Source organism: Pseudomonas fulva (assembly GCF_023517795.1).
GTDB lineage: Bacteria > Pseudomonadota > Gammaproteobacteria > Pseudomonadales > Pseudomonadaceae > Aquipseudomonas > Aquipseudomonas fulva_D.
Window position 1 is genome coordinate 3469905 of the sequence record NZ_CP082928.1, and the last position, 20796, is coordinate 3490700.

General features: G+C 65.6%; 17 protein-coding genes. 2 read left to right on the forward strand and 15 right to left on the reverse strand.

Translation table 11 applies throughout. The features are described from left to right. Positions 1-34: 34 nt before the first annotated feature. Positions 35-1312 carry a uracil-xanthine permease family protein gene (locus K8U54_RS15855; RefSeq protein WP_249906714.1) on the reverse strand — a complete coding sequence of 426 codons (1278 nt, stop codon included), beginning with the start codon at positions 1310-1312 and terminating at the stop codon, positions 35-37. Between the two features lie 3 nt (positions 1313-1315). Next, on the reverse strand, positions 1316-1954 hold the full coding sequence (upp, locus tag K8U54_RS15860; protein ID WP_013790052.1) for a uracil phosphoribosyltransferase: 639 nt from the start codon (positions 1952-1954) through the stop codon (positions 1316-1318). Between the two features lie 250 nt (positions 1955-2204). Between upp and K8U54_RS15865 the strand changes: the two genes are divergently transcribed. Then, positions 2205-2762, forward strand: coding sequence for a hypoxanthine-guanine phosphoribosyltransferase (locus K8U54_RS15865; RefSeq protein ID WP_249906715.1), 558 nt, complete (start codon positions 2205-2207; stop codon positions 2760-2762). 246 nt (positions 2763-3008) lie between these two features. On the opposite strand, the gene dauA is transcribed toward K8U54_RS15865, so the two are convergent. Next, complete coding sequence (gene dauA / locus K8U54_RS15870) at positions 3009-4715, reverse strand: C4-dicarboxylic acid transporter DauA (RefSeq protein WP_249906716.1); 1707 nt, start codon at positions 4713-4715, stop codon at positions 3009-3011. Between the two features lie 196 nt (positions 4716-4911). Here dauA and K8U54_RS15875 point away from each other — a divergent pair, with 196 nt between their 5' ends. After that, on the forward strand, positions 4912-5199 hold the full coding sequence (locus K8U54_RS15875; RefSeq protein WP_249906717.1) for a PA4642 family protein: 288 nt from the start codon (positions 4912-4914) through the stop codon (positions 5197-5199). Positions 5200-5492: 293 nt separating this feature from the next. Here the strand turns inward: K8U54_RS15875 and K8U54_RS15880 are convergent, their stop codons facing one another. The 12 genes from K8U54_RS15880 to K8U54_RS15935 form a co-directional block, all read right to left on the reverse strand. Beyond that, the gene (locus K8U54_RS15880) at positions 5493-5795 is read right to left on the reverse strand and encodes a DUF2845 domain-containing protein (RefSeq protein ID WP_434059954.1); all 303 of its coding nucleotides are present in this window, start codon (positions 5793-5795) and stop codon (positions 5493-5495) included. A 2-nt stretch (positions 5796-5797) separates the two neighbouring features. Further along, entirely contained in the window at positions 5798-6094 is a 297-nt protein-coding gene (locus tag K8U54_RS15885; protein WP_249906719.1) for a DUF2845 domain-containing protein, read from the reverse strand. Then, a complete protein-coding gene (locus K8U54_RS15890) occupies positions 6094-9036 on the reverse strand; it encodes a DUF748 domain-containing protein (protein ID WP_249906720.1) in 2943 nt (980 codons plus the stop codon). Before K8U54_RS15890 ends, K8U54_RS15885 begins: the two co-directional genes overlap by 1 nt. Positions 9037-9113: 77 nt before the next feature. Beyond that, the gene (locus K8U54_RS15895; RefSeq protein WP_249906721.1) at positions 9114-10130 is read right to left on the reverse strand and encodes a class I SAM-dependent rRNA methyltransferase; all 1017 of its coding nucleotides are present in this window, start codon (positions 10128-10130) and stop codon (positions 9114-9116) included. A 78-nt stretch (positions 10131-10208) separates the two neighbouring features. Beyond that, positions 10209-11084 carry an oxygenase MpaB family protein gene (locus K8U54_RS15900; protein WP_249906722.1) on the reverse strand — a complete coding sequence of 292 codons (876 nt, stop codon included), beginning with the start codon at positions 11082-11084 and terminating at the stop codon, positions 10209-10211. A 70-nt stretch (positions 11085-11154) separates the two neighbouring features. After that, on the reverse strand, positions 11155-13092 hold the full coding sequence (acs, locus tag K8U54_RS15905) for an acetate--CoA ligase (RefSeq protein ID WP_249906723.1): 1938 nt from the start codon (positions 13090-13092) through the stop codon (positions 11155-11157). A 122-nt stretch (positions 13093-13214) separates the two neighbouring features. Further along, positions 13215-14879: a glucose-6-phosphate isomerase gene (gene pgi, locus K8U54_RS15910; RefSeq protein ID WP_249906724.1), complete on the reverse strand. Its 1665-nt coding sequence runs from the start codon at positions 14877-14879 to the stop codon at positions 13215-13217. A 95-nt stretch (positions 14880-14974) separates the two neighbouring features. Then, positions 14975-15835 carry a pantoate--beta-alanine ligase gene (gene panC, locus K8U54_RS15915; protein ID WP_249906725.1) on the reverse strand — a complete coding sequence of 287 codons (861 nt, stop codon included), beginning with the start codon at positions 15833-15835 and terminating at the stop codon, positions 14975-14977. Beyond that, positions 15832-16632: a 3-methyl-2-oxobutanoate hydroxymethyltransferase gene (panB, locus tag K8U54_RS15920; protein WP_249906726.1), complete on the reverse strand. Its 801-nt coding sequence runs from the start codon at positions 16630-16632 to the stop codon at positions 15832-15834. The genes panC and panB overlap by 4 nt, the downstream gene beginning before the upstream one ends. A gap of 210 nt (positions 16633-16842) precedes the next feature. Then, entirely contained in the window at positions 16843-17325 is a 483-nt protein-coding gene (gene folK, locus K8U54_RS15925) for a 2-amino-4-hydroxy-6-hydroxymethyldihydropteridine diphosphokinase (RefSeq protein WP_249906727.1), read from the reverse strand. 3 nt (positions 17326-17328) lie between these two features. After that, complete coding sequence (locus K8U54_RS15930; RefSeq protein WP_249906728.1) at positions 17329-18726, reverse strand: polynucleotide adenylyltransferase PcnB; 1398 nt, start codon at positions 18724-18726, stop codon at positions 17329-17331. 646 nt (positions 18727-19372) lie between these two features. Beyond that, complete coding sequence (locus K8U54_RS15935; RefSeq protein ID WP_249906729.1) at positions 19373-20794, reverse strand: sigma-54-dependent transcriptional regulator; 1422 nt, start codon at positions 20792-20794, stop codon at positions 19373-19375. Positions 20795-20796 lie beyond the last annotated feature (2 nt).

The window sequence follows — 20796 nt, forward strand, 5'->3', positions numbered from 1 at the left end:
GCTGAAGTCGAGCCGAAAGATCATCAACAGGTTCTCAGATGTCGGGCGCCTCGTCGGCGCTCTTCTTCTTCCATCCGTCATTGCCGGGCAGGATCAGGTTCAGGGCAATGGCGACGATGGCGCACAGGGCGATGCCCTTGAGGCCGAGGTCGTCGGGGCCGTCGCCGGTACCGATCAGCACGCCGCCGATACCGAACACCAGGGTCACCGAGACGATCACCAGGTTGCGCGCTTCGCTGAGGTCGACGCTGTGGCGAATCAGGGTGTTCATCCCCACCGCGGCGATGGAGCCGAACAGCAGGCAGAGGATTCCGCCCATCACCGGCACCGGAATGCTCTGCAGGATGGCGCCGAACTTGCCGATAAAGGCCAGGGCGATGGCGAAGATCGCCGCCCAGGTCATGATCTTCGGGTTGTAGGCCTTGGTCAGCATCACCGCGCCGGTGACTTCCGCGTAGGTGGTGTTGGGTGGGCCACCGAACAGGCCGGCGGCCGAGGTGGCCAGCCCATCACCGAGCAGGGTGCGATGCAGCCCCGGCTTCTTCAGGTAGTTCTTGCCGGTCACGCTGCCCACGGCGATCACCCCACCGATGTGCTCGATGGCCGGTGCCAGGGCGACCGGGACGATGAACAGGATCGCCTGCCAGTTGAACGCCGGTGCGGTGAACGCCGGCACGGCCAGCCAGGGCGCGGTGGCCACATGGCCGAGGTCGAGGGCGCCGAAGTAGATCGACAGGGCGAAGCCCACCAGGATCCCGGAGATGATCGGCACCAGGCGGAAGATGCCACGGCCGAATACGGCGACGATCAGGGTGGTCAGCAGGGTCGGCATGGAAATCCACATCGCCGTGCTGTAGGGCAGCAGCACGCTGCCGTCACCGGCCTTGCCCATGGCCATGTTGGCAGCGATCGGTGCCATGGCCAGGCCGATGGAAATGATCACCGGGCCGATCACCACCGGCGGCAGCAGGCGGTCGATGAAACCGGTGCCCTTGATCTTCACGGCCAGGCCGAGAAAGGTGTAGACGAAGCCCGCCGCGACCACGCCGCCCATGGTTTCGGCCAGGCCGAACTGGCCCTTGGCGAGGATGATCGGGGTGATGAACGCGAAGCTCGAGGCCAGGAATACCGGCACCTGGCGGCCGGTGACGATCTGGAACAGGATGGTGCCCAGGCCCGCCGTGAACAGCGCCACATTGGGATCCAGGCCGGTGATCAGCGGCATCAGCACCAACGCGCCAAAGGCCACAAAGAGCATCTGCGCACCGGACAGCACCTGCCGCCACAACGGATCGTTGTATTCGTCGTGCATCGATCAGGCGTCCTTTTGCTTGGTGCCGAAGATCTTGTCGCCGGCATCACCGAGGCCCGGGATGATGTAGCCGTGTTCATTGAGGCGCTGGTCGATGGACGCGGTATAGATCTGCACGTCCGGGTGCGCCTCGTTCACCGCCTTGATGCCTTCGGGGGCGGCGACCAGCACCATGGCGCGGATCTCCTTGCAGCCGGCCTTCTTCAACAGGTCGATGGTGGCGACCATGGAGGAGCCGGTGGCCAGCATCGGGTCGATGATCATCGCCAGGCGCTCGTTGATTTCCGGCACCAGCTTTTCCAGGTAGGTGTGCGCCTGCAGGGTTTCTTCGTTACGCGCCACGCCTACGGCGCTGACCTTGGCACCCGGAATCAGGCTGAGCACCCCGTCGAGCATGCCGATGCCGGCCCGCAGGATCGGCACCACGGTGATCTTCTTGCCGGAGATCTTCTCGACCTGCACGGGGCCGGCCCAGCCTTCGATTTCATAGGTTTCCAGGCGCAGATCCTTGGTCGCCTCGTACGTGAGCAGGGCGCCCACTTCCTGGGCCAGCTCGCGGAAGTTCTTGGTACTGATATCCGCGCGGCGCATGAGGCCGATCTTGTGGCGAATCAGCGGGTGGCGGATCTCGAGGACGGGCATTGCGGGGTCTCCGGCAAAAATGGGCAAAAAACACGCTAGATTAAAGCATTGCATCGCAACTTGGCGCAGCGGATATGGAACTTTTTGCATTCGCCGAGCAACGGCTGTGCCATCTGTCGCGTGTTGATGCCGGCGCTTGCGCCTTGCCGAGCGGATGCGTAACGTTGCCGGCTTTTTTCTGACCCGGTGATCAACTCCTGCGCCGGGGCCACCCATGCGGTGCATGCCAGCCCGCCTACGAGGACACGATATGTCTGCCGATCTCGCCCACATCCGCCAGGTAATGGCCGAAGCCGACTGCCTGTACAGCGAAGCCGACGTGGAGGCCGCCATCACCCGCGTCGCGGCGGCCATCAACGCCGACCTGGCCGAGCGCAACCCGGTGGTGTTCTGCGTGATGAACGGCGGGCTGATCTTCTCCGGCAAACTGCTGACCCAGCTCGGCTTCCCGCTGGAGGCCAGCTACCTGCACGCCAGCCGCTACCGTAACCAGACCAGCGGCGGCGAGTTGTTCTGGAAGGCCAAGCCGGAAGTGTCGTTCATCGACCGCGACGTGCTGATCATCGACGACATCCTCGACGAAGGGCACACCCTGGGCGCCATCATCGACTTCTGTCACCACGCCGGTGCCGCCAACGTGCACACGGCGGTGCTGATCGACAAGGATCACGATCGCAAGGCACGCCCGGACCTGAAAGCCGATTACGTCGGCCTGCCGTGCATCGACCGCTATATCTTCGGTTACGGCATGGATTACAAGGGCTACTGGCGCAACGCGCCGGGCATCTTCGCGGTCAAGGGGCTCTGAGAGCCTGTTCACGATCTTTTTAGGCGACATTAAAGAGACTGCTACAAAGCGGCCGGTCGTGCTGCGATTTCAAACCTGCTGATATTGGTGGGCTGAAGCCCACCCTACGGGGCTGGCACGATCTGTAGGGTGGGCTTTAGCCCACCACTGCAAATGGCCTCTTCCGCCACTTTGCAGGCAAAGCGCTGAAATCGAGCCGCAAGATCGTGAGCGGCTTCCAAGCCCTTCGGCTGGCCGGGGCGCGTTTCAGGCGTCGCCGGGCCAGCCCTCGCAGATCGCCCGCGCCTGGGGCAGATCCCGGGCGTAGCTGAGGCGCCCGTGGGCTCGCTGCAGGCCGGCCCGGCGCAGCTTCAGGCGCAGTGACGGCGAGGCGCCGCTGACGATCAGGGCGATGCCCTGCTGGCGGTATTCCAGCACGGTGCTGTGCAGGGCGGCGAGGGCGGTCATGTCGAGCATCGGCACGGCGCTGACATCCAGAATCACCACGCGGATATGCGGGTCGAGGCGGCGCAGGGTTTCCAGGGTGCGCTGCGCGGCGCCAAAGAACAGCGGCCCGCGGATGGCCAGGGCCAGCACGTGCTCGGGCAGGTCGCTCAGGGCCTGGTGGCCGTGGCTGGGCAGGCGCCGGGCATCGGTCAGCTCGCTCATGCGCTTGATGAACAGCCCGGCGGCCAGCAGCAGGCCGACGCCCACTGCCAGCACCATGTCGAACAGTACCGTCAGCGAGAGGCAGGTGAGCAGCACCAGCACGTCGCTGCGTGGCGCGATGCGCAGGGTATGGGCCACGTGGTGGGCTTCGCTCATGTTCCAGGCCACCATCAGCAACAGGGCAGCCAGGGCGGCCATCGGCAGATAGCTGAACAGCGGGGCGAGAAACAGGATGGCGGCCAGCACCACGCCGGCGTGGATGATCGCCGCCAGCGGCGAACAGGCGCCGGCCCGCACGTTGGTGGCACTGCGGGCGATGGCCGCGGTGGCGGTGATGCCGCCGAACAGCGGTGCCACCAGGTTGCCGATGCCCTGGCCGAGCAGTTCGGCGTTGGGGTCGTGCCTGCTGCCGGTCATGCCGTCGGCGACCACCGCGCAGAGCAGCGACTCGATGGCGCCAAGCATGGCGATGGCAAAGGCCGGCGCCAGCAACTGGCGGATCAGCTCGAACGACAGCAGCAGCGGCTGGCCATCGGCGCCCGGCAACTGCCAGGGCCAGGCGAAGCTCGGCAGGAAAGGCGGAATGCCTGGGTAGCTGATGCCATCGACGCTGTAGCTGAAGCGTTCACCGAGCGTCGCCACCGACAGGCCGCCATGCTCCAGCAGCAAGCCCAGTAAAGCGCCGACCGTAAGTGCTGCCAGATGCCCGGGCACCCGCGGTACCAGCCGCGGCCATAGCAGCAACACGGCCAGGCAGGCCAGGGCCACCAGGCTGTCGCCGAGCTGGATGCCGGGTAACGCCTGCCAGAGCATCTGCAGCTGCTGCACGTAGTGGCTCGGCTGCCCGGCCAGTTGCAGGCCGAGCAGATCCTTGAGCTGCAGGGTGGCGATGACGATGCCGATGCCGGCGGTGAAACCGAGGGTGACCGGGTAGGGCACGAACTCGATCAGGCGGCCGGCCTTGACCAGCCCCAGGGCGATCAGGATCAGCCCCGCCATCAGGGTGCACAGCAGCAGCCCGCCGATGCCGAACTGCCCGGTGATCGGCAGCAGGATCACCACGAAGGCGGCGGTGGGGCCGGAGATGTTGAAGCGCGAACCACCACACAGGGCGATCAGCGGAGCGGCGACCAACACCGTGTACAGGCCGTGTTGCGGCGCCACGCCGACGGCGATCGCCAGGGCCATGGCCAGGGGAATGGCGATGATGCCAACCGTCAGGCCGGCGGCCAGGTCGCCGCGCAGGCTGGCCCAGGTGTAGCCACTACGCAGGCTCTGGCGGCACGCGGCGAACAGGGTAGGCATGGTGGCGCTTCCTGAAGGAGTGCCGCCAGTATAGAGCGGCACCGGGTCCGTGGGTGTTGACTTATGTCGGCTAGCGACTGATGTACCGTGGTGTTAGAAAAACCGGCTGCAGGCGTTGATCACGACGTGCGTTGAGCGGCTGCAGCGCCGGCGTTACACTGCCGGCCCCGTGTATTCTGGTTGGCTGGAGTGAGCGATGCGTAAAGACAAGAAGCAGGTGATTGGCGACGACGTGAGCGATGAGCAGATCAAGCTGTTTCTCGCCGTGGAACCGGCCGATGCCACGCCGCCCTCGCTGCACAAGCTGGTCAAGGCCTACCGTGGCCTGCGCGATCACGACTTCGAGCGTTTCGTAGGCTTCTTCGTCGAGGCCGGTTATGACCTGGATGCCAAGGACGCCGACGGCAATGATTTCATCGCCCTGATCCAGGATCAGCGCAATGCTGAACCCTACATCCAGGCGGTCAAAGCCGCCCGCGGCTAAGAACCTGCTCACGATCTTCTTAGACGGTATGAAAGAGGTTGCTACAGGCAAAAGCGGCCGGTAATGCTGCAATTTCAAATCTGCTCATATTGGTGGGCTGAAGCGGATCGCCGCCCGGCCCAACCTACGAGGCTAGCACGATCTGTAGGGTGGGCTTTAGCCCACCACGGCAAATGGCCGCTTGCGCCACTCAGCAGCCAAAATCGACGAGCCTGTGCTTGAGGACTTTGATCAGGTTCCAGGGGCTTTCCGGCGACGGCATCCTGTCGTCGCCCACCTGATGTGGCAGCAAGCTAGTCGCCGCGCTTGCTGTCGATCCGCTCCAGGCGATTGCCCACGAAGCGCAGGAAGTAGTTCATGCCGTTGCGCGGGCCGTAGTTCCATTCCTCGATCTGCACCTCATGGGTGAAGCCGTAGCGGTCGGTCTGCTCCTTGTAGCCGATGAAGTCGCGGTTGTTCGGCTCGCCGCATTTGGCCTGCACCTCGGCCGTGGTGTCGCCTGTGCTGGCGATCGCGCTGCCGCAGCGCCAGGTCGCAGCATTCGCGGTGCCGGCGAGCAGCACCAGCAGGACGCAGGGGATGAGTGTCTTGATCATGGTCATTGCCGGCGTTTGCGCTCGATGCGCGTCAGCCGATTGCCCTCGAAGGTCAGGATGGTGAACATGCCGTTGCTGGGCTCATAGGCCCATTCCTCGATGTTGGTTTCACGTCGGTTGTAGGGGCCAACGGTATAGCCGACCGGATCGCGGAACGCCGGCTCGCCGCATTTCTGCATCACCTCGAAGGTGCGATCGCCCAGGTTCACCAGCTTGCTGCCGCAGCGCAGCGTGTCGGCATGGCTCAGCAGGGGGCTGGCGCACAGCATCAGCAGCAGACTCAGTCGTTTCATGTGCATCACTCGCTGCCCAGATGAAGAGGGGTGGCCACGCGGCCGTCGGGTTCGGCCTGGCCCAGGTTGACGTCGAGCAGGTAGATACGCTCGTCCGCCAGTTTGCCATTGTCCGCCAGATAGGCCTTGATCGCCGCCGCTCGTGCCTGCGCCAGCTGACGCTGCAGGCCGCGGCTGTCGCTCCAGGACGCCAGCACCGCCGCATGCAGTTTCGCGGTGCGTTGTTCATCATTCAGTTCGGCCCAGTCGGCCGGTGGCTGCTGCTTGAGGCGGGCGCGGTAGATGCCTTCGAGCAACGGCGCTTTTTCCTCCTCGGGCACCACCAGCTCCTCGGCGCTGGCCGGAACCTGGTCACCACGGCGCTGCATGATGCGGTACAGATAATCCTGATACTCGCGCTCCAGGCGCCGTTCGGCGAGCAGCGGGCCGTCGCTGCTCTGGGCGGCAGCGCCTTCGATTTCCAGGCGCAGGGCCGGGCGCTCCTGCAGGGCGCTGGCCAGGGTGTCGAGGGCTTTACGGGCCTGGCCGTCCAGCTCGGCACTGCCCGGGGCGAACAGCACGGTGCTGAGGTCCATCTCGCTGCCGCCGCTGACCAGGCCGCCAATGAACTTGAAGGGCGCCTGGGCGGTGCGCAGCACCAGGTTGCGCAGAGTCTGCCAGACGATCGGCATGACGCTGAACTGCGGGTCGTTGAGATTGCCCTGCAGCGGCAGCTCCAGGGCGATGCGCCCCTGGGTGTCCTTGAGCAGGGCCACGGCCAGGCGGATCGGCAGGTCGACGGCATCCGGGCTGTCGACCTTCTCGCCAAGCTGCAGCTGCTCGACCAGCACCTTGTTCTCGGCGTTGAGCTTGCCGTCGTTGATGCGGTAGTGCAGGTCCAGGTTCAGGCGGCCCTTGCGGATGCGGTAGCCGGCGAACTTGCCGGAGTAGGGCGTCAGGGTGGTCAGTTCGACCTGCTTGAACTGAGTGGCGATGTCCAGGCTCTGCAGCGGGTCGAACGGCGTCAGGCTGCCCTTGATGCTGACCGGTGCGTAGCGGTCGACCTTGCCGCTGATATCCACCGGAGCAGGCGTGTTGCCTGTGCTGTCGAGGGTGCCGATGCGGCCATTGAGCTGCTGCACGGCGGTGGCGAAGTTGGGCCTGAGGCTGAAGTCGGCGAAGTTGGCCGAGCCATCCCTGAGGCTGACCTCGCCGATGCGGATCGCCAGCGGTTTGCTCTCGGCCGCCGTGGCAGACGACTGCGCCTGCGCGGCATTGCCAGCTGGCTGCCTGATGATCAGTTCGTTGACGTTGGTGGTCAGGTCTTCGTTGATGATGAAGCGGGCATAAGGCTGCTGCAGGTCGACCCGTTCGATGTCCAGGCGCTCGCCATGGCGGTAATCGATACCGCCCAGGTCGAGCTGCTTCCAGCGCAGCAGGTCGCGGTCCTTGAGGGTGTCGAGGGTATGCAGCTGGGTCACCTGGGCCTTGCCCTGCACGCGCAGCGCCAGCGGCTCGGTGCTGGTCAGGGCGACGTCGAGGTCGCTGCTCAGCAGGCCGCTGCGCAGTTCCAGGTGCACGAAGGGGCTGATATAGGCCTGGGACACGCGCATATCGAGGTTGCGGGTGGCGACCTTCAGGCTGGCGGTGGTCGGGCTCAGCTGCACCTGGCCCTGGGCCTCGAGCTTGCCCTGCCTGCCGACCCCGGTATCCAGCTTGAGGGTGACGGGCGAGGTGCCCAGGCTGTCTAAATTCTGCATGTCGAGGTTGAGCGGGCCGAGTTCGACGGCGACTTCCTCGTCGGGTACGCGATCCACCAGGTGGGCGTGGTAATCACGCAGTTGTGCGTCCTTGATCTGTACCTGCCAGGGCCTGGCCGGCTGTTTCGCCGCCTGCGGGGCGTTTTCTGCTTTGGCGGGCTTTGGCTGCTCGGTGCCGGCTGCCGGGGCCTGCTTGGCGCCTTGGCCAGCCTCTCCAGCCAACAGCTTCTGCCAGTCCAGCTCGCCATCTTTTTCCCGCGCTGCCCAGGCTTCGAGCTGCTGCCCGCGCACCTTGCCGATCACCACCTGCTGCTTGGCCAGATCCAGCGCGGCTTCGCTGACTTCCAGGGATTGCAGCTTGATCAGCGGCTTGCCGTCCGGCGCTTTCATGGCGAAGGGCGCGGCCTTGATGCGCGTGTTGCTGAGGGTCAGCTCGGTGCCCTTGCGCAGGTCCAGGCGGTAGTCGGTGGCGAGATTCACCACGCCCTGCTCGAGCACCAGCGGCACGGCGTCGCGCACGTAGGGCCAGAAGGCCTGCATCGGCTCGTCGGTGATCTTCAGGGTGCCGCTGGAGCTGAATGGGCTGAGGCTCAGCTCGCCGCGCCAGTCGATGCGCCCACCGGCCGGGCCGGTGGCCACCAGGGTCATGTCGGCGTTGTCGTCGGGCAGGGTGCTGAGGTTGTGCAGCTCGAGGTTCAGGTCGTCGTAGTGGATGTCGATCGGCTCCTGCGGGCGCAGGTCTTGAAAGCGCAGGTTGCCGCCGGCGAGTTCGATACGATCGATACGCAGGGGGAACGGCTCGCTGGGCTCGTCGGGCTTGGGCTCGCTGGGCGGCAGCTTGAACAGTTGCGCCAGGTTCAGGCTGCCGTTCTTGGCGAAACGGACCTCGGTGTGCGGCTTGACCAGGGTCACGTCCGCCAGGTGCAGGGCGCCGCTCCACAGGCTGTCCAGCTGCAGGTCGACCGCCAGGTGTTCGAACGCCACCTGCTCCTTGCCGGGCTCGCCCAGGTGCAGGCCCCACAGTTTCAGTTCCAGGGTAAAGGGGTTGAGCTGCAGACGATCCAGCCGCGCCGGCTGGGTGGCGTAATTCTCCAGCTGCTGATTGGCGATGCGCAGGGCGACGCCTGGCAGGATCAGGAAGCCGATCAGGCTGTACAGCCCCAGGGCGATCAACAGGGCGGTGGCGGCGCGGCGCAATCCTTTGGGCATGGTCTCGCTTCATCTTCCTGGCGGGAGTGCCTTGGATTATGGCATGGGGCCTTGGTTCCGCGGGAGGCTGCTGCCTGTCAGAAATGCAGAACCAGGGTCTTCAGCGGCGGGTTGCCATCGCTCGAGGGAAAGTCCGCGGCCGGCTGCAACTGCTCGTGCTCGCGTACCGGACGGCCCAGCTTTGCGGCGCAGCGCAGCACCTGCTCGCGCCACTCGTCCAGGGGCACCTTTGCCAGGTTGTTGCAGCACACCAGGGTGCCGTCTTCGGCGGTGGCGAGAATCGCCGGCTTGAGCAGGCTCTGGTAATCGCGCAGCAGGTCGACGGTGCCAAAGGCGCTCTTTGCCCAGGCCGGCGGGTCAAGAAACACCAGGTCGAACTGGCGCTGTTCCAGGCGTGGGTAGCTTGGCAGCTTCTGGCCGCGCCGGGACGCGATGGGCAGACCGGCCCACTGGCGGATCGCCGGAAAGTAATCCGATTGCACGAACTGCATGGCCGGCAGATCCGGGTTGAGCGCGCCGTTCTCGCGGCCGACCGCCAGGTTGCCTTCGGCGAAGTCGAGGTTCACCACCTCGCGGGCACCGCCAGCGGCGGCATTCAGGCCCACGCCGCAGGTGTAGGCGAACAGGTTGAGCACGCTTTTCCCGGCGCTGTGGCGCTGCACCCAGCCGCGGGCGTTGCGCAGGTCGAGAAACAGCAGTGGGTCCTGGCCGGCATGCCGGCCGCGCACCCGGTAATCGAGGCCCCACTCCCGACCCACCAGGTCGACCAGCGCATCGTCAGCGGCGCTGTATACAGGGTCGCTGCGATCGACCCGCGAGTTGCCCCTGGAGCGGTCGTTGTAGACCAGCAGGGTGGACAGCTCGAGGGTTTCGTTGACCTGCTCGTGCAGGGCCAGTAGCTCGTCGCGGCTCAGCGTCTGGTGAAAGCTCTGCACCATCAGCTGCGGGCCGTAGCGGTCGACGGTCAGGCCGCCGGCGCCTTCCTGGCTGCCGTGGAACAGTCGATAGCAATCGGTGCTCTGCTCGTGCAGCTCGGCGATCAGGGCTTGGCGATTGGCGAGTGCGGCGCGCATCGCCTGGTCGAGAGACGGCATGGCGGCGACTCGTGGAAAAGGGGCGCGCAGTCTACCACCCCTGGAATCGGTTGAACGCCTGGCGGGCTTGCCGGACGCTCAGTATGGCGGCAGGCCCATGCGAATACGCGACCGGTGCAGCGAGCCACTGCGCACCGCCCAGCGAATGACCGGCGCGATGCCATGCACGCCGCTGCGTACCAGGCGGCTGCGCAGCGGCGTCATGGGTTGGTCGAGCATCTGCTGTGCCCAGTCTGGCAATAGGTCGATGCCGGCCTGCATGAACAGCTTGCCCACCGGTGCGGCCAGCCGGCTGGGCGCAGGTGCCGCCAGCAGGATGCGCAGGATTTCCCGCGAGCGCGCGTCGCACAACAACTGGCTGCGCATGCGCTGCAGGTAGCTGTCGATCTGCGCGCGGTCGCGCGGCACGTCGCGCGCGCCCAGGCGTTCGGCCACCAGGGCGATCTCGGCGTAGTAGCGATCCTGATCGGCGCCGCTCATCTGCGGGTTGAGGTAGCGCAGGTGGGCCCGCAGGAAGCTGTGCACCTCGGCGACATGCACCCAGGTCAGCAGTTCGGGGTCGCTGGCGCTGTAGGGGCGGCCATCCGGCGCGGTACCGACCACGTGCAGGTGGATGCGCCGGACCTTGTCGATCAGCCAGTCGGCGTCGGCCCGGCTGGCGAAGGTGGTGCCGGAAACGAACTGGCCGGTGCGGCGCAGGCGGCCGAGCAGGTCCTCGCGAAAATTGGAGTGATCCCAGACCCCGGCCAGCGCCAGTGGGTGCAGGGCCTGCAGCAGCAGGGCGGTGATGCCGCCGATCAGCATGCTGGTGAAGTCGCCGTGGATACGCCAGCACACCGCCTCCGGGCCGAACAGGCCGGGGTCGCCCTTGGGGTTTTCGAAGTCGATCTGGCCCAGGGAAATACCGCTCAGGCTCAGGGCTTGCTGTTCGATACGGCGGCGAATGATTTCCATGCCGCGAGCCTAATGCGCGCGGCTGCCGGCCACAAGTCAGGCCGCATTGGCCGATGCCCGGGAGCGGCAGTCAGCAATTGAGCCGCTCGGCCACCAGGCTGTCGACCACCGCCGGGTCGGCCAGGGTCGAGGTATCACCGAGGCTGTCCAGTTCGTTGCAGGCGATCTTGCGCAGGATGCGGCGCATGATCTTGCCCGAGCGGGTCTTCGGCAAACCGGGCGCCCACTGGATCAGCTCCGGTTTGGCGAAGCTGCTGATTTCCTTGCCGACCAGGCTGAGCAGTTCTTTCTTCAGTTCTTCACCGGGCTCCACGCCGTTCATGGTGGTGACGAAGGCGTAGATGCCCTGGCCCTTGACGTCATGGGGGTAGCCGACCACGGCGGCTTCGGCCACGGCGTCGTGGAGCACCAGGGCGCTCTCCACCTCGGCGGTGCCGATGCGGTGGCCGGAGACGTTGATCACGTCGTCGATGCGCCCGGTGATCCACCAGTAACCGTCCTCGTCGCGGCGTGCACCGTCACCGCTGAAGTAGTAGCCGGGGTAGGCGGTGAAGTAGGTTTCCAGCATGCGCTGGTGGTCGCCATACACGCTGCGGATCTGGCTCGGCCAACTGGCCTTGATCGCCAACACGCCGGCGCCGGGACCATCGATTTCCTTGCCTTGCTCGTCGAGCAGCACCGGCTGCACGCCGAAGAACGGCCGCGTCGCCGAGCCCGGTTTGAGGTCCGTGGCGCCGGGCAGCGGGGTGATCATGATGGCGCCGGTCTCGGTCTGCCACCAGGTGTCGACGATGGGGCAGCGCTGTTCGCCGACCACCTTGAAGTACCACTCCCAGGCTTCCGGATTGATCGGCTCGCCGACGCTGCCGAGCAGGCGCAGGCTGCTGCGCGAGGCTTTCTTCACCGGCGCCTCGCCTTCGCGCATCAGCGCGCGCAGGGCGGTCGGCGCGGTGTAAAAGATGTTCACCTGGTGCTTGTCGATCACCTGCCAGAAACGCGAGGTGTCCGGGTAGTTGGGCACGCCCTCGAAGATCAGGCTGGTGGCGCCATTGGCCAGCGGGCCGTAGACGATGTAGCTGTGGCCGGTGACCCAGCCGACATCGGCGGTGCACCAGTAGATGTCGCCGTCGTGGTAGTCGAACACGTACTTGTGGGTCATCGCTGCCTGCAGCAGGTAGCCGGCGGTGCTGTGCAGCACGCCCTTGGGTTTGCCGGTGCTGCCGGAGGTGTAGAGGATGAACAGCGGGGCTTCGGCATCCATCGGCTCGGCGGGGCAGTCGGCCGCCACCTGCTGCACAGCCTCGGCGTACCAGAGGTCGCGCTTGTCGTCCCAGTCGACCGTGTTGCCGGTGCGCTTGACCACCAGCACGGTGGACACGTCTGGGCAGCTCTTCAGCGCCTTGTCGACATTGCCCTTGAGGGGAATCAGCTTGCCGCCGCGCACCGCTTCATCGGCGGTGATCAGCGTGCGGCAGTCGGCATCGACAATGCGGTCGCGCAGGGCGTCCGGCGAAAAGCCGCCGAACACCACCGAATGCACCGCACCGATACGGGTGCAGGCGAGCATGGCGTAGGCCGCCTCGGGGATCATCGGCATGTAGATGCACACCCGGTCGCCCTTTTTCACGCCGCGGCTCTTCAGCACATTGGCCAGGCGGCAGACCTGCTGGTACAGCTCCCGGTAGGTGATGCGTGCCGAAGCCTGCGGGTCGTCGCCTTCCCAGATCAGCGCGACCTGATCGCCGCGCGCGGCCAGGTGGCGGTCGATGCAGTTGTGGCTGATATTCAGCTGACCGCCGGAAAACCAGCGAGCGTCGCCCTGGCCCAGGCTGCCGCTGCAGACTTCGTCCCAAGGCTTGAACCAGTCGAGAAAGGCCTTGGCCTGCTCGCCCCAGAAAGTCTGCGGATCGTCGACCGACTGGCGATAGAGGCGTTGGTAGGCTGCGTCGTCGAGGTGGGTACGCTGGCGCGCGGCGTCGCTGACGGGATAGCGATGGGGGAGAGACATGGCGGGTACCTTTGTTGTTATGTCCGCAATAGACATCAAGGGTAGCAGCCAAGTTTTGAGGTGCTGTCGCTGAGTGACGCAAAGTGTTGCAGACGCCCATTGCCGGGCGCCTGCAACAAGGATCAACCGCGGTGGCGCCCGCGGAAGTAGTTGATCAGCCCCTGGGTGGAGCCGTCTTCGGCGCTGGCTTGCTCGCTGCCGACCATGCGCGAGTACACGCCCTTGCCCAGCTCCTTGCCGAGCTCGACGCCCCACTGATCGAAGGCGTTGATGCCCCAGATGGCGCTCTGGGCGAACACCTTGTGCTCGTACAGTGCCACCAGGGCGCCGAGGCGGCGCGGGCTGATGCGTTCGAGCACCAGGGTGTTGCTCGGCCGGTTGCCGGGAATCACCTTGTGCGGCGCCAGGCGCTGCACGTCGTCCTCGCCCATGCCCTTGGCACGCAGTTCGGCCTCGGCCTCCTCGCGGGACTTGCCAAGCATCAGTGCCTGGCTCTGCGACAGGCAGTTGGCGTACAGCCACTGGTGGTGGTCGGCGACCGGGTTGAAGCTGACCACCGGCACGATAAAGTCCGCCGGAATCAGCTGGGTGCCCTGGTGCAGCAACTGGTGGTAGGCGTGCTGGCCGTTGCAGCCCACGCCGCCCCAGATCACCGGGCCGGTGGCGCCGCCCACCGGGCTGCCATCCTGGCGCACGCTCTTGCCGTTGGACTCCATGTCCAGCTGCTGCAGGTGCTTGGTGATGTTGCGCAGGTAATGGTCGTACGGCAGGATCGCCTGGCTCTGGGCCTCCCAGAAATTGCCGTACCAGATGCCCAGCAAGGCCAGCAGCACCGGCATGTTCTGCTCGAACGGGGCGGTCTTGAAGTGCATGTCCATGCTGTAGGCGCCGGCCAGCAGTTCCTTGAAGTTGGACATGCCGATGGACAGGGCAATCGGCAGGCCGATGGCCGACCACAGCGAGTAACGGCCGCCCACCCAGTCCCACATCGGAAAGATGTTTTCCTCGCGGATGCCGAAGCTCACCGCCGCCTCGCGGTTGCTCGACACGGCGATGAAGTGGCGGTACAGCTCGGCCTCCGAGCCGCCTTGGGCCAGGTACCAGCCGCGTGCGGCCTGGGCGTTCTTCAAGGTTTCCAGGGTGCCGAAGGACTTCGACGAAACGATGAACAGGGTGGTTTCCGCCTGCAGCTTGGCCGACAGTTCATGGAACTCACTGCCGTCGATATTGGCCAGGTAATGGCAGCGCACGCCGCGCTGGGCGAAGGGCAGCAGCGCCTCGGAGACCAGCTGCGGGCCGAGGAAGGAGCCGCCGATGCCGATGTTCACCACGTCGGTGATCGGTTTTTCGGTGAAGCCGCGCCACAGGCCGCTGTGGATGCGCCCGACCAGTTCGGTCATCTGCTGCAGTACACGCTGCACCTGGGGCATCACATCGACGCCGTCGACCAGCACCTTGTCGCCCAGCGGTCGGCGCAGGGCGGTATGCAGCGCCGGGCGGCCTTCCGAAGCGTTGAGTTTCTCGCCGTCGAACATGGCGCGGATCGACTGCTCCAGGCCGACTTCGCGGGCCAGGGCCATCAGCAGGGCGATGGTCTGGTCGCTGGCCAGGTTCTTCGAATAGTCGAGAAACAAGCCGCAACTGCTCAGGGAAAACTGCTCGAAACGCTTTGGGTTGCCCGCGAAGGCGTCGCGCATGCTGAAGTGCTGCATGGCCTGGCGGTGCTGCTGCAGCGCCTGCCAGGTGGGAAGGGCGAGAACATCGAGCGGCTGACGGTGATACGCCATAGGGCTTCCTTGTTGAGGCTTCGGTTGGCGGTGATTCAGGCATTAAAAAGCCCGGCTGATCGTCCGGGCTTTCAGTGTAGGCGTGCTGCGGTATATCAGTAACCCTGATCCAGGGTGAAAGTCAGGTTATCGATCAGTCGGGTGTTACCCAGGTAAGCGGCCACCAGCACCACCAGCTCGCGGTCGCCGGGGCTGGCCGGGCGCAGGGCCCGGGCTTCACGCACTTCCAGGTAATCGGCGCGCAGGCCCGCAGCGGCGTGCTGGCGCTGGGCGTCGGCGAGCAGTTTGGGCAGATCGCGTTCACCGCCCTGGATGGCCCCGGCGATATGCTTGAGCGAGCGATAGAGCACGCTGGCGGTCGCGCGCTGCTCGTCGCTGAGGTAGCCGTTGCGCGAGGACAGCGCCAGGCCGCTCTCGGCGCGTACCGTCGGCTCGCCGATGATCTCGATCGGCATGTTCAGGTCGCGCACCATGGTGCGGATCACCGCCAGTTGCTGGAAGTCCTTCTGGCCGAACACCGCCAGATCCGGCTGCACCATGTTGAACAGCTTGGTCACCACCGTCGCCACGCCTTCGAAGTGCCCGGGGCGGCTGGTGCCGCACAGGCCTTCGGACACGCCGGGCACGCTGACCCGCGTCTGCTCGCCCATGCCGCCGGGGTACATCTCCTCGACATCCGGGTGGAACAGCAGATGGCAGCCGGCGTCGATCAGGCGCTGCTGGTCGGCCTGCAGGGTGCGTGGGTACTTGTCGAGGTCCTCGGCGGGGCCGAACTGCATCGGGTTGACGAAGATGCTGGCGACCACGAAATCGGCGCGCTGGGCGGCTTTTTCCACCAGCGCGGCATGGCCGGCGTGCAGGTTGCCCATGGTCGGCACCAGGGCGATCTGCTTGCCTTCCCGGCGAGCCTGGGCAACGGCGGCGCGCAGCTCGCGCACGGTGTTGACGGTGTTCATGCGGAGAATCCGTGCTCGGCGGCGGGGAAGCTGACTGCTTTCACTTCTTTCACGTAGGCGGCGAGGGCATCCTGGATGCTCGCCTGGCCGCCCATGAAGTTCTTCACGAACTTGGCCACCCGGCCGCTCAGCGACAGGCCGAGCATGTCGTGCAGTACCAGCACCTGGCCGTCGGTCTGCGGGCCGGCGCCGATGCCGATCACCGGCACCTTCACCGTCCGGCTGATTTCGCCGGCCAGGTCGCTCGGCACGCACTCGAGCAGCAGCATGGCGGCACCGGCCTGCTCCAGGGCGATGGCGTCGGCGACCATCTGGCGCGCCTGGTTGTGCTCACGACCCTGCACCTTGTAGCCACCGAGGATGTTCACTGCCTGGGGCGTCAGGCCCATGTGCGCGCATACCGGCACGCCACGTTCGGCCAGCTTGCTGATCGATTCGGCCAGCCAGGCGGCGCCTTCGACCTTGATCATGTGGGCGCCGGCCTGCATCAGCAGGCCCGAGTTGTGCAACGTCTGCTCGAGCGTAGCGTTGGCCATGAACGGCAGGTCGGCGACGATCAGCGCGCCGGCATTGCCGCGCTTGACGCTGGCCGTGTGGTAGACGGTATCGGCCATGCTCACCGGCAGGGTGCTGTCGTGCCCCTGCAGCACCATGCCCAGCGAGTCGCCGATCAGCAGCACTTCGACCCCGGCCTTGCTGCAGGCATCGGCGAAGGTGGCGTCGTAACAGGTCAGCATGGCGATTTTCTCACCCTTCTGCTTGAGCGCGCGCAGGGTGGTCAGGGTTACATCAGGCATGAACGTATCCTCACTCGGAACCTGTGCGGGCCTGTTCATGCAGGCTCTCGTGGAGCAGGTTCACGTTGGCATCGAAGGGGCAGCGGGGCTGCTTCAATGTGGCCCCGGCAGGGGCAATGGGTGGCTATAGTCCCGATGGCAGGGGCGCAAGTCAATCGAATGTGTTACCGCGCTGTTACGACGTTACCGCCAGGGGCACGGCCACTGGCGTCAGGGCGTGAGGCGTTCCAGGCCCTCGAATGGGCAGGCCGCCAGCAGCTCGCCGAGGGGGCGGCCGTCGGGCAGTTGCAGATCGTCGGTGGCGATCTCCGCCAGGGGGTAAAGCACGAAGGCGCGCAGGTGCATCTGGTAATGGGGCACGCGCAGGCGCGGCTCGTCGATCAGCTGATTGCCGAACAGCAGGATGTCCAGATCCAGGGTGCGCGGCCCCCAGCGCTCAATGCGCTCGCGGCCCTGATCCAGCTCGATGGCTTGCAGGGCATCGAGCAACTGCAGCGGTTGCAGCACGGTATCCAGGGCGGCGACGGCGTTGGTGTAGCGGGGCTGACCGGGCAGCAGTGAATCGCTGACATAGAAGGAGGACACCGCAGCGAGGCGACTGTGCGGCAGCTGCTCCAGCGCCGCCAGGGCCTGGCGCAGCTGTTCGGCGGGGTCGGCCAGGTTGCTGCCCAGGCCGATATAGACGCGTTCCATCGCTTACTCGCCGGCGCCGCCGCCCTGGGGCGTGCGCTTGCGCTTGGCGCCGCCACTGCGACGGCGCTTGCGTGGCGCGCTGCCGGGCTCGTCCTTGCCCGACAGGTTGCGGATCATCACTCGGCGATCACTGTCGCTGGCGTCCTGGTAGTCGGTCCACCACTCGCCCAGGCCGCCGGTTTGCTCGCCAGCACTTTCGCGCAGCAGCAGGAAGTCGTAGCCGGCGCGAAAGCGTGGATTCTCCAGCAGCAGGTCGGCACGCTTGCCGCTGCGGCGTGGCAGGCGCTCCTGCATGTCCCAGATCTCGCGGATCGGCAGGGTGAAACGCTTCGGTACGGCGATGCGCTGGCACTGCTCGGCGATCAGCTCGTGGGCCGCTTCCTGCATGGCCGGGATGGCCGGCATGCCGCGCTCCTGCAGCCGAATCACCCGAGCCGGTAGGGCCGGCCAGAGCAGGGCGGCGAACAGGAAGGCCGGGGTCACCGGCTTGCCCTGGTGGATGCGCAGGTCGGTGTTGTCCAGGGCGTTGCGGATCAGCGTGTCGGTATATTCCGGGTTCTGGCGCAGCGCCGCGGCGCTGGCCGGGAACAGCTGGCCGAACAGGCCGTAGTCGACCAGCAGGTCGTAGGTGTAGATGGCGTAGCCGCTGAGAAACAGCTTGAGCACTTCATCGAACAGGCGCGCGGCGGGGATGCCGCCCAGCAGGTGCGCCAGGTCGTGGATCGGGTCGGCGCTGTGCTTCTCGATATCGAAGTCCAGCTTGGCGGCGAAGCGCACCGCACGCAGCATGCGCACCGGGTCTTCCTGATAGCGCTGGGTGGGGTTGCCGATCAGCCGCACCAGGTTGTTGCGGATGTCGTGCATGCCGTTGGCGTAGTCGAGAATCCGCTCGGAAACCGGATCGTAGTACAGCGCGTTGATGGTGAAGTCACGGCGCTGGGCGTCGTCTTCCAGGGTGCCGTACACGTTGTCACGCAGGATGCGGCCGCTTTCGTTGCGCGAGGACTGGTTGCTGTTCTCTTCCTCGTCGCCTTCCGGGTGGTTGGCGCGGAAGGTAGCGGTTTCGATGATCTCGCGGCCGAAGTGCACATGCACCAGCTTGAAACGGCGGCCGATCACCCGGGCGTTACGGAACTCGCCCCTGACCTGTTCGGGCGTGGCGCTGGTGGCGACGTCGAAATCCTTGGGCTCGATGCCCAGCAGCAGGTCGCGCACGCAGCCACCAACCAGGTAGGCCTCGTAGCCGGCGTTCTGCAGGCGCTCGACCACGCTGATGGCGTAGCGGCTGATCTGCCCGCGCTGGATCGGGTGCTGGTTGTTGTTCAGCACGTGCGGCGTGCTGTGGGGCTGGTGCGCACGGCGCAGCGGTGAGCGAAAGGACTTGAACAGCTTTTTCAGCATGGAGGGCACTGTATGGCGAATTGAGCGGCCAGAATAATGGAAAGGCGCAGAAATAGCGCGGATTCTAGCATCAGGTGGCAGCGGGGCGTAAGCGGGGAGGCGGGCAGGCCGGGGCGGGATACGACTGGGGGAGCCGAAGCTCCCCCCTAAATGTTGCCATGTCGTTCTTGTTATGCAGGCTGTTGTTCTTGTTGGGGTGCCTGTTTCCGGATCGGGTCCGGAGTACCTCCCGACTGGGAGCAAGAGCGAACGGATTATTTTGGATGCTGACGCTACCTCCGGCCCTGGACTTCACCCGTGGGTGCTGCCCGTCGACATTTATTGTTGTTGTCTGTCTGGCTGTGGTGCCGAGAGGCGATCCTCTCCAAAATAATCAGTTAGCTGCGCCTTCCGCGATCTTGTTCTTATTGTGCTGAAGCCGTTACGTCTTATTTTTATTATCGTGGGTCATGCTTGTTATTGTTGTTGTGCCAGAGATAAAGCATTCGGCGTGCCAGTTTTAATTTTTCCTTTAAAAACAGATGGTTGCGATTTTCATCATTTTTGTGGGCAGAAAAAAGCCGGGATTCCGTTACCGTAAACCCCGGCTTTGTTACGTGTTGTCATGATCGGCGGTAACACCCGCCCTAGAGCGCCGCGCGCCGTGCTACTCGCTGGCGGCTCCGGATTTGCGGCGCGGAATGCCCAGGCGCTGGCGCCGTTCCCACAGGCATTTGCGGCTGATGCCCAGCTTGCGAGCCAGCTCGGTCTCGGTCATGTGGTCCTGGTGCTCGAGGACGAAGTGCTGGAAGTAGTCTTCCAGTGACAGGTCTTCACTGGGATCCTGGCTGGTGGCGTTGACCGCGGCGCTCTGTGTCGCCAGGCCCATGAACACGTCCTCGTCCAGATCCTCCAGCTCGATGTCGATGCCCAGCAGGTCGGCGTTGATGGTGCTGCCGTCGCAGAGGATCACCGAGCGCTCGATGGCGTTCTCCAGCTCACGCACGTTGCCCGGCCAGCTGTAGTGGTGGATGGCCTGTTCGGCATCCGGGCCGAAGTGCAGGTCGGTGCGGCCCATGCGCGCCGACTGGCGGGCCAGGAAGGCGCGGGCGATTTCCAGCACGTCGGCGCCGCGCTCGCGCAACGGCGGCAGCTTCAGGGCGATGACGTGCAGGCGGTAATAGAGGTCTTCACGGAACTGGCCGGTCTTGGCCAGGGTTTTCAGGTCGCGGTGGGTCGCGGCGATCAGGCGTACATCGACCTTTTGCGACTGCACCGAACCGACGCGGCGGATCTCGCCTTCCTGCAGCACGCGCAGCAGGCGCGCCTGGGCTTCCAGGGGCAGTTCGCCGATCTCGTCGAGAAACAGCGTGCCGCCGTCGGCTGCTTCCACCAGGCCGGCGCGGCTGGCGCTGGCTCCGGTGAAGGCGCCTTTCTCGTGGCCGAACAGTTCGGACTCGATGAGGGTTTCCGGAATCGCCGCGCAGTTCACCGAGATCAGCGGCGCCTTGGCGCGCCTGGACAGGTTGTGCAGGGCGCGGGCAACCAGCTCCTTGCCGGTACCGGATTCGCCCTGCACCAGTACATTGGAGTCGGTGGGCGCGACCTTGCGGATCTTGCCGTACAGCTCCAGCATCGCCGGGCTGGAGCCGATGATGCCGATCTCGCCGGTGGCCGCCTTGTCGGCTTTCTCGGCACCACGCGGGGCAGCAGGCGCGCCGGCGGCCTGGTTGCGCGCCTCGCGATCACGCAGGATGCGCGCCACGGCCTGGAGCATCTCGTCATGGTCGAAGGGCTTGGCGATGTAGTCGACGGCGCCCATTTTCATCGAGTCGACCGCCGAGCGCAGGCTGGCGTAGCTGGTCATGATCAGCACCGGCGCGCCCTGGGCGAGCTTGATCAGTTCGGTGCCCGGCGCGCCCGGCAGGCGCAGGTCGCTGACCACCAGATCGAAGCCGGGAATATCGAAACGTTCCTGGGCTTCCTGTACCGAACCGGCCTCGCTGACCTGGTACTGGTTGCGTTCGAGCAGGCGACGCAGGGCAGAGCGGATGATGGTTTCGTCTTCGACGATCAGGATATGAGGCATTT